7 protein-coding genes are annotated in these 9,877 nt (G+C 64.0%); 1 reads left to right on the forward strand and 6 read right to left on the reverse strand.

Going from position 1 to position 9,877, the window contains the following annotated elements:
• Window positions 1–107 precede the first annotated feature (107 nt).
• On the forward strand, window positions 108–848 hold the full coding sequence (locus A5777_RS16785) for a metallophosphoesterase (protein ID WP_064863507.1): 741 nt from the start codon (window positions 108–110) through the stop codon (window positions 846–848).
• On the opposite strand, the gene A5777_RS16790 is transcribed toward A5777_RS16785, so the two are convergent.
• From A5777_RS16790 to A5777_RS16815, 6 genes are all read right to left on the reverse strand, one after another.
• Window positions 838–3,168: a SulP family inorganic anion transporter gene (locus A5777_RS16790; RefSeq protein WP_197502405.1), complete on the reverse strand. Its 2,331-nt coding sequence runs from the start codon at window positions 3,166–3,168 to the stop codon at window positions 838–840. The two genes, A5777_RS16785 and A5777_RS16790, sit on opposite strands and share 11 nt — an antisense overlap.
• A gap of 124 nt (window positions 3,169–3,292) precedes the next feature.
• On the reverse strand, window positions 3,293–4,330 hold the full coding sequence (locus A5777_RS16795; RefSeq protein WP_197502406.1) for a YdcF family protein: 1,038 nt from the start codon (window positions 4,328–4,330) through the stop codon (window positions 3,293–3,295).
• A 69-nt stretch (window positions 4,331–4,399) separates the two neighbouring features.
• Window positions 4,400–6,133: a hypothetical protein gene (locus A5777_RS16800; protein ID WP_331710605.1), complete on the reverse strand. Its 1,734-nt coding sequence runs from the start codon at window positions 6,131–6,133 to the stop codon at window positions 4,400–4,402.
• A gap of 496 nt (window positions 6,134–6,629) precedes the next feature.
• On the reverse strand, window positions 6,630–8,147 hold the full coding sequence (locus A5777_RS16805; RefSeq protein WP_082933715.1) for an NAD(P)(+) transhydrogenase (Re/Si-specific) subunit beta: 1,518 nt from the start codon (window positions 8,145–8,147) through the stop codon (window positions 6,630–6,632).
• Window positions 8,144–8,449 (reverse strand): NAD(P) transhydrogenase subunit alpha, encoded by a 306-nt coding sequence (locus A5777_RS16810; protein ID WP_005177965.1) that lies wholly within the window; start codon window positions 8,447–8,449, stop codon window positions 8,144–8,146. The genes A5777_RS16805 and A5777_RS16810 overlap by 4 nt, the downstream gene beginning before the upstream one ends.
• Window positions 8,449–9,546 carry a Re/Si-specific NAD(P)(+) transhydrogenase subunit alpha gene (locus tag A5777_RS16815; RefSeq protein WP_064863503.1) on the reverse strand — a complete coding sequence of 366 codons (1,098 nt, stop codon included), beginning with the start codon at window positions 9,544–9,546 and terminating at the stop codon, window positions 8,449–8,451. The genes A5777_RS16810 and A5777_RS16815 overlap by 1 nt, the downstream gene beginning before the upstream one ends.
• Between the last annotated feature and the right edge of the window lie 331 nt (window positions 9,547–9,877).

Raw genomic sequence — 9,877 nt, forward strand, 5'->3', positions numbered from 1 at the left:
GCTATTCGGCCGCCGCAAGTGAGTCTCTCGCCACGCCCACGGGCCTCGCTTCGCGATCGGCAACTCCGTTGGCTATGTTCAGTGTGTCCAAACCCCCGGGAGAGCCTGTGTTCGTTGTCGCGCATATCAGCGACCTGCATTTCAACGGCACCCGATTCAATCGCAGCCGCATCGAATCGACGTTGAGCTATATCAACGCGCGCGCGAAAGGTATCAATGTCCTTCTGATCACCGGTGACATTGCCGACGAGGGCAGCCCGAGCGAGTACCGCGAGGCCTCACTCGTCATCGACAGCCCGCTGCCCATCCTCATCACCGAGGGCAATCACGACGAGCGCGCCGCGTTCAACGCGGGCATCCTCAGAGCCGAGTCGTCGGCGCCCATCAACTCGTCCGCACTCGTCGACGGCGTGTTGTTCGTCGTGGTCGACAGTTCGATCCCTGGCCGCAACGACGGCTACATCGACGACGACACACTGTCGTGGATGTCCGCGGAGATCGCCGCGCACGGACCCGACACGCCGGTGTTCGTCGCGTTCCACCATCCGCCGGTCACGCTGGAGATGCCGTTCATGGACAGCATCCGCCAGACCGGCGAACAACGCCTCGCAGCTCTTGTCGACACGCATCCCAACATCGTCGCGTTCCTGTGCGGACACGCGCACACGCCCGCGGTCACCCGATTCGCCGACCGACCGCTGTGCGTCGCACCCGGTGTCTCCTCGACGCTGAACCTGCCCTTCGAGGGCCACGACATCGTGAACCGCGGTCAGCCGCCCGGCATCGCCTTTCACATCCTCGACGACGCCGGACGGCTGATCACACACTTTCGCTCGGTCATGTTCTAGCGCGCTCCGAGCGGGATGTTCCAGCGACTTCGCGGTCGAGCAAACCACTCACGTGATGGCCGACGCCTGCCAGGTGGATACCGGTTTGGCTGACCTCGTAGACCTGTGCGGTACGAATGTCGAAGTACAGTCCGATGATTCGCAGACGTGCCTCTGCCGCTGCCCGGCCGACCAATTGATGGCGACTCAGAATCTCCACCTGCTTGGCGACGTTGACCACGGCGAGCTGATCCACATCGTTGAAACCCATTCTGGCGGCAGACCTTCCGGCGGGATGCCCAAGTTGCAGTGCTGTCCGGCTCGGTTCGGCCTGGGCCAGCCACGAGCGGATCGGCGAACTCGACGCCGCATCCGAGGACGCTTCGCGGCCACGACTCTGGTCGAGCACCGCTCGCATCGCACCGCACGATGAATGTCCGCAGACCACCACGGCGGTTACGCCGACCTCATTGATCGCGAAATCCAGTGCGGCCTCGATGGATTCAGCGCCACCCTGAGGTCCCCCGACGAGGTTGCCCACATTGCGCACCGTGAACAGGTCGCCGGGACCGCTCGAGGTGATGATATTCGGCATGATGCGCGAATCGGCACAGGTGAGGAAGAAGGCGTCCGGCTGCTGGTAGTCGACAACATCCTGCAGGTGGCCACGCAGCACGTCAGCGTGTTCGCGGTGATAGTCGGTGACGCCCGCCATGATCGACCGCAGCGATGCCGGGACGTCGGCAACAGCCTTGTCGTCGACCGGGATCCGTTGGCTGCGCCAGGGTGTCAGACCGACGATGCCGCCGGTGTGTCGACGAGGCGGAGCGAGCGGCGCATGCTCTATTCGAGCCCGACCGCGCTCGACGATCGTGACCTCATTGCCCGTGGCCTCGCGCGCGCGCACCCAGTCGGAGATCATCTCCGATGCCGCGTGGTCGAGGAAGTCGACGTCGAATTCCACTGTGACCGGCACGTCGTCGGGAACCTTGCTCAGAGTGCTGTTGAATCGCGGCATGGACAGGAAGCTCAGCGATCCCCGTACCGCGATCAGCCATTCGTCCGATTCGCCTGTCGCCACCGGTCCTGAGTTGATCTCGACTCGGATGACCCGCCAGAGGACCAATGCCACAGCGAGGGCAAGGCCGATTGCCACACCCTCGAGAAGGTTCAAGAAGACGACGCTGACAACGGTCACGCCGTACACCCACAGGTCGCCGGTGCGCAGAGCGGTTTTCATGTGCGCCAGCTTCACCAGTTGCATGCCGATCACCACGAGAAGCCCGGCGAGCGCCGCCAGCGGGATCTGCTCGACCAGTGCCGTCAGGAACACCGCGAAAACGAAGACCCACACGCCGTGCAGAACCGCCGACCACCGAGTACGTGCTCCGGCAGCGACATTCGCGGTGCTCCGCACGATCACGCCGGTGACCGGAAGTCCGCCCAGGAGTCCGGACGTCATGTTCGCGCTGCCCTGCCCGATGAGTTCGCGATTGAACCTGCTGCGCGGACCGTCGTGCATCTTGTCGACGGCAACGGCAGAAAGCAGGGATTCGACACTGGCGATCAGAGCGACGGTGAGCACGCCGAGAACGAATCCACCCCAATTGCCCTGGGGCAGTTCAGGCAGCGAGATGGCGTCGAAGAAGTTGCCGTCGAGGCGAACCCGCTCGACGTCGAGGTTGAGTGCAGCCGCCAGCGCCGTCGCGAGTGCGATCGCGGCGAGAGGTCCGGGAATCTTGCGTGCGCGTGCGGGGAGGAACTTCCAACCCACCATCACCACGATCACGATGATTCCGATCGAGGCGTCGGCCCAACTGATGTCGCCGATCCGCTCGGGCAGTTCGCTGATGTTGGCAAGTGCAGAACTCTTCGACTTGCCTCCGAGTAGTACATGAATCTGTTGCAGCGCGATGGTGATTCCGATTCCGGCCAGCATCGCGTGCACCACCACCGGCGCAATGCCGAGAGCGGCGGTCGCAATCCGACTGACACCGAAGAGAATCTGCAGAATTCCTGCGCCAACGGTGATCGCACACGTCACCTTCCAGCCGAAGTTGGTGACGAGTTCGGCCACCACCACCGTCAGTCCCGCGGCGGGCCCTGAGACCTGGAGCGGGCTACCGCCGATCAATCCCGCCACCACACCACCGACCACCGCCGCGATCAGGCCAGCCATGACGGGCGCTCCGGAGGCTACCGCGATGCCGAGTGAAAGTGGCAGCGCCACAAGGAAAACAACAAGAGATGCCGGAACATCGTATTTCAGAACTCCGCGCCATCGATCGCGGGATGGTTGGGCCGTGTCTATCCGTCGAGAATCTGTCGGGGTAGTTGCCATGCAACGAACGTACAGAGCGAGACCTCATCAGAGTTGTCCCGAAGAAGAATATTCTTGTGAGACTTGTACAGCCCGATTTTGATTGTGACTCAGTTCACGCATACATCGAAAGTCGTTGCGCCATTCAACTTTTCGATCCGGTCTGCAGAAGCTGATCAAGAATCTTGCCGCCGATGTCAGGGATAAGTCCTGGTCCCGTGTCCGGAAGATCATTCGGCACACCGGGGATATTCGGGATCGGTAATTCCGAATTCTTAGTGGTTGGAATTCGCGCGGCGCGAGTCGCTTCGAGGCGAATGCCTTTCTGCTGATCTTTCGTCAAGGTTTTGAGATACTTCGCCAAATCAGTTGCAGTGGTGACAGATCCGCCTACCTTGAGTCCCACCGCGGCGAAGTCGGCAGCGGCTCGTCGAATGTGGTTGGGCGAGGTGACCAGGACGACGTTCGATATGCCCATCGGTCCGAGTATCGCGGCCGTGTTCTGTGCGTTCGAGACCGTCGACACCGACTTGTCCTCCATCGTCACCCGCGACGCGCCGACACCGTTGGCGACAAGCCACTTCTTCATTGCCGACGCCTCCGTGATGCCTTTCTTCGGCACGCCGCCGGTGACGACGATCGGGAGCGACGGCGCCGCGTCGGCCTCGGCCTTGCCCGCCGTCAGCCGTTTCGCCAGTTCGGGTGCCATGGCACCGTCGGCGGCGAGCCCGTATCCGAGTACGACTATCGCCGCACGCCCCGATACCGGCGCAGGCGAGGTGGACGGGACGATCGCGGCGGCGTCGGACACACCCGCGGTGATGTTGCGGACGCTCGTCGCGAGAGTCGAATTGATCATCGACAGTCTGCTCAGCGCCGCCTTGCCGGTGGGGGCATCGTCGGCCTGATCGGACCATATCGACTGCAGTGCGAGTGAATCAGCGTCAGCGGGTGCGACAACCAGCGACTGCTTCAGGGCCTCGAGTCCGCCCGCCACGTCACCAGACGCGAACTTCTGCTGAGCGGAGTTGTAGAGCGACGCAGGGTCGACGGCAGTCGCGGTCGGTTGCACCTGGGTGTGGTGCACGACGGGCAACGAACCGACCGCACCGCCCACCGCTGCCGCCGCGACGAGCGCGACGACGCCGCGTCGAACCCGCTTCACTCTGGTCACATGAGTCACTTGCGTAACTCTAAGGCTCTTCGCGACGGGCTGGGTCTCCCTGCGATCCCAAGTCGATAACGGCGGGGGCTAACTGACTCCGTTGAGCCGGTCCACCGAGGCGAACAGGTCTCCGACGCGATAGTTGTTCACGGCAACGTAGTTGGGAATCATGTGCCGCTCGGCGCGACACTGCTCGAGCCGGTTGAACAAGAACTCCTCGCGATTGACCACACCGGCATCGCGAATCCTGCTGGTGAAGTTGCTCATCCAGTGATTCACCAGAAACAGTGGCGCTGTGGTCGACCCACGGTTCCGGTCGCAGTTGAACTCGGCCGTCGTGCGGAATTCGTAGGGGGTGTCCTGGGTCCACTCCTTGCCGTCGAGCAGCCATGGCCGCTCGGTGCCTCCACCGACGTTCTCGTGCAGCCAGACCAGCGTGTGGCGGGTGTCGATCATCTGGCGCAGCGTAGGCCACGGTTGACCAAGGGTCGGGGTGTAGAGCCGGTCGTAGAGTCCCGCCTGCCGCAGCAGGGTCTCCACATCGGCGGGTGCCACCATGTCCTGCACGAAGAACGTGACCACCTCGTTGGGGTGGCGGTCCATCCACTCACGCACCTTGATCATCAGCGGCAACCACTCGGTCGAACCCAGTTCGCACAGTTCGTGACACAGGTAGGGCTTGACCGGTCCGACGGGGGTCAGATCGAGGGCGTCGCGCACCCTCAGTGCACTCTGCACGGTCTGGGCCCCATAGAGCTGTTCCGCCGCCGCCAACGCCTGTGCGCGGCTGTCCTGAGTGTTGGCGATGATCGGCGGCTTGTTCGACATCTGACCGTTCCAGCTGTCGATGAGGAACACGCGGATGCCGTCGTCGAGTTGCCCCATGACGCCGGTTTCCTGTTCCGCGAGAAACCATCGGTTGCCGTCAGCCGCCGACATCGAATTGTGTGTCCCGGGAAACGCCACGTCGTTGTACGGCCGATCGCACAACTCCACGTGACCATTGCACGCGTTCGGATCATCCTTGGCGACAACGGAACTCAACGTCGGTGTCGGCTGCGGCCACGCCAGCACGCCGACTGTCGCCAGCAGTGCCGCTACGCCGACCATCGCAACGATCGGAATCGCCAACCGGACGACGACCTGCCGCCGATCACTGCCCTGCAGTTGCCTATTCGCCGCACGCAGCAACTCCCCCGCTCCTGCGATGAGGGCACATGCCCCGAGCACCACGGCGACAACCGTGACGAATGTCAGCGGTCGCAGCACCGCCAGCACACCGAGTAGCACCAGCACCCCACCACGCGCGGCAATGGCCGCAGGCGTCGAGGGTCGTCGTATCACCCACGCGCGCAGGCGCTCTGCGAGTCTGTCGAGATCGTCGACCGGCGCGAGACTCGACGCCGCGCGCACGGCCAGCCCGATCAGCGCCGCTATCGCAGCGATGATCCACAGCCTGCCGTCGACCTCGCGCCAGACCGCGACTGTCACTGCACCGTCGAGGGTGTCGGTCGGGATGAAGGCGGCAATGATGGTGCAGGCGAGCAGGATTGCGGCCACGAGCGCGGCGAGCCAGATGATCGCGCCACCGAGTGTGTCGGTGACCGCGGCGACGCGCGCGGCTCGACCCTTCTCCACGGGCGGAGGTCGGATGAACGCCGCGCCAACGATCAGCAGCAGGCCCAGTAGCGGCAACAACCAGGCCAACACCCGAACCCATCTGACGTAATCGAGAATGCCCGAGTCCCATTCGCTCGCGCCGATCGCGGAGAGCGTGACGTCCATGTCGTCGGGGAGTCGAGCAGCGACGTCGAGTGCCACCGTCCGCAGCGCGGCGACGGTGACCGCCCCGAGATCGGCGAGACGCAGCACAACAGATTGCTGTCGCCCGTGGCGATCGATCGGTGGATCGACGCGGTGAGTTTCCGCACCGCAGGACCCGCCGCGGGACTCGACACCGCCGAGATCGACACCGATTCCACCAGCGGACGCAGCGCAACGAGTTCTGGCGACGCCGAGATGATCTTGCCGGACACGAGCAGGCCGAGTTGCCTCGCGACCGCGGGATCCTGCCGGATCGAGTCGACATGCGCGGCGAACCGCGCGCTGTTGACGGCCTCGCGGTTGACCAGACCCGCGAACAACCCGCCGAGCAGACACAGCACTCCGAGACCGAACACGACGTGCGAGATAACCGTGCGCACCCGGGAACCTTCGACAGTCATCACATACACATAGCAGCGGGCGACACGTCGTGCCGCCCGCTGCTATCGAATCGTAAAGCTGTTCCTCGCCGTGGTGCAGTGCCGACGGCGTGCTACAGCGCCTTGAGCTCCTCGATGACCTCACTGACCGACTTCTTCGCGTCGCCGAACAGCATCGACGTCTGCTCTGCGGTGAACAGCGGATTGTCGATGCCTGCGTATCCCGAACTCATCGAACGTTTGAGAACGATGACCGATCGGGACTGGTCGACGTTGAGGATAGGCATTCCGTGAATCGGCGACGACGGGTCGTTGCGCGCCGCCGGGTTGGTCACGTCGTTGGCGCCGATGACGATGGTGACGTCGGTGCGAGTGAACTCGCCGTTGATGTCGTCCATCTCCTTCATCGAGTCGTACGGTACGTCGGCCTCGGCCAGCAGCACGTTCATGTGGCCGGGCATACGACCCGCGACCGGGTGGATCGCGTACTTGACCTCGACGCCCTTGTCCTCCAACAGGTCTGCCATTTCCTTGACGGTGTGCTGCGCCTGGGCGACAGCGAGACCGTATCCCGGAACGACGACAACCTGGTTGGCATAGGCCATCTGGATCGCGGCGTCGGCAGCCGAGGTGGCCTTGACCGTTCCGCCCGCACCACCGGCAGCACCCGCGGCACCGGCGTCGCCGCCACCGAAGGACCCGAAGATGATGGCGGGAATGGAGCGGTTCATGGCCTTGGCCATGAGCATCGTCAGGATCGAACCCGACGCTCCGACGATCATGCCCGCGACGATCATCGCCTGGTTGTTCAGCGCGAGACCCGCAGCGGCAGCGGACAATCCGGTAAGTGCGTTGAGCAACGAGATGACCACGGGCATGTCGGCGCCGCCGATGGGGAACACCACGAACAGACCCATCAGACCCGCGACGACGAGCAGGATGACGATCCAGTACCACGGGGTCGCGTTGGTCGAGCTTGCCTTCACACCGATGACCACGGCCACCGCGACGGCCACGATCGCCAGCACGACGTTCGCGACCTGGAACAGTTTGGCCGCTGCGACGAGCTTCTTCTCGAGGTTCTTGTTGAGCAGTTCCTGCAGCTTCGCGAAGGCGACCAGCGAACCCCAGAAGGAGATCGAACCGATGATGGCCGCGAAGAGCGATCCGACGATCACGGCCACGTTCGGCTCGTGCGGCACCTGGGTGAAGCCGTCGTACTCGATGTACTCGGCCCACGCGATGAGCGCGACCGTTCCGCCGCCGACGCCGTTGAAGAGCGCGACCAACTGCGGCATCGCCGTCATCTTGGTCTTGAGCGCCGGCGGGATGCCCAGCGCGACACCGATCGCGAGACCGATGGCGATCAGCACCCAGTTGACTGTCGGGACACCGACGTCGCCTGCGTTGTTGTAGACGCTGAGCAGGGTCGCGACGATCGCGATGCCCATACCCGTTGCGGCGATCCAGTTTCCGCGCACAGCGGTCTTGGGACCGGTCAGTCCCATGAGGCCGTAGATGAACAGTGAGAAGGAGACGATATAGAGAGCCGTGACGCCGTAGCCCAGGCCTTCGGAGACCTGTCGGGTCGACTCGCTCGCCAGTACCGTCGAGGCGAGGATGGCGCTCACTTGGCAGACTCCTTCTTACCCTTGAACATTCCGAGCATGCGGTCGGTGACGAGGAAGCCGCCGACCACGTTGAGCGTGCCGAAGATCAACGCGACGAACGCGATGATGCGAGTGCCCCAATTGGCATCTGCCGGAAGCGAACCCAGCACCACCAGCGCACCGAGCACGACGATGCCGTGAATGGCGTTGGTACCGGACATGAGTGGGGTGTGCAGCGTGTTGGGCACCTTGGAGATGACCGCGAAGCCGACGAATCCCGCGAGAACGAGAATGGCGATGTTCGCCATGAGACCGGTGTACATCAGGCCTTCACCTCCGAGCTGGTCGACGTCGACCCGGTCACGCATGCGGATGCGATGACCTCATCGTCGAAATCGGGTGTGATGGCGCCGTTCTCGTCGAGCATCAGCTCGATCAGCGCCTGCAGGTTCTTCGAGTAGAGCTCGCTGGCGTGCTCGGGCATCGTCGCCGGCAGGTTCAGCGGCGACGTGATGGTGACGTCGTGCTTGACGACGGTCTGCCCCGGTTCGGTCAGCTCGCAGTTGCCGCCGGTTTCACCTGCGAGGTCGACGACGACGCTGCCGGGCTTCATACCCTCGACCGCAGCGGCGGTGACCAGGCGAGGTGCCGGACGTCCCGGCACCAGTGCGGTGGTGATGACGATGTCGAAACCCTTGATCGCGTCTTCGAGCGCCTGCTGCTGCTTGGCACGCTCGTCGTCAGTGAGTTCACGGGCGTATCCGCCCTCACCCGCGGCGTCGATTCCCAAGTCGAGCCACTGAGCGCCGACCGAACGGACCTGCTCGGCCACCTCGGGTCGCACGTCGTAACCGGTGGTCCGGCCGCCGAGGCGCTTGGCGGTTGCCAGCGCCTGCAGACCCGCGACACCCACGCCGAGTACCAGCACGGTCGCGGGCTTGACGGTGCCGGCCGCGGTCGTGAGCATCGGGAAGAATCGCGTCGACTTGTCGGCCGCCACGATGACCGACTTGTAGCCGCTCACGTTGGCCTGCGAGCTCAGCGCGTCCATGACCTGCGCGCGCGAGATACGCGGAATCGCCTCGACGGCGTATGCCTCTACGCCTGCTTCCTTCAGCGCGCCGACCTTGGTGTCGGCATTGCGCGGCGCCAAGAAGCCGATCAGCTTCTGACCGCGCCGTAACTTGGCGATCTCGGCATCGCTCGGCGGCGACACACGAAGCACCACATCCGCCGCGTACGGATCGCCGATCGTTGCTCCTGCCTCGACGTATGCGTCGTCGGGGATCAACGCCTCCACACCGGCACCCGATTCGACGGTTACCGGCACTCCCTTACCTACCAGCGTCGCAACGACCTTCGGGACGAGCGCCACGCGACGCTCACCCTCGGCCGTTTCGCGCACGACTCCCACACTCATGTTGTCTGTTTCTTCTCTGTCTTCTTCGGCACTGGTCTTGGTCAGTACTCGATCTTGTTTGGGTACGAGCGCACGGCGATCCGCGGGTTTTCTCCTCCGGTCACAACGTGTGGCGCCTCGTCGGGGCGCGTTCGTCAATGAGGTGGTCATCCGCACGCCGCGCCCGCTCGAAATTCGGTGCGACGAACATAGCATGACCTCATCAGACGCAGATCACGCCGTTGAATTGCTCACTTTTACTTGACGCGGCTGCTGAGCGGTCGGGGCGTCCGGGTGGCCTGATCAACCGCTGGGTCGGCTGAGGTCGACGGCGCGGTGGTGGTGGTGGTGG

The sequence above is a fragment of the Gordonia sp. 852002-10350_SCH5691597 genome (genome assembly GCF_001665715.1).
In the GTDB taxonomy this organism is placed as follows: Bacteria; Actinomycetota; Actinomycetes; order Mycobacteriales; family Mycobacteriaceae; genus Gordonia; species Gordonia sputi.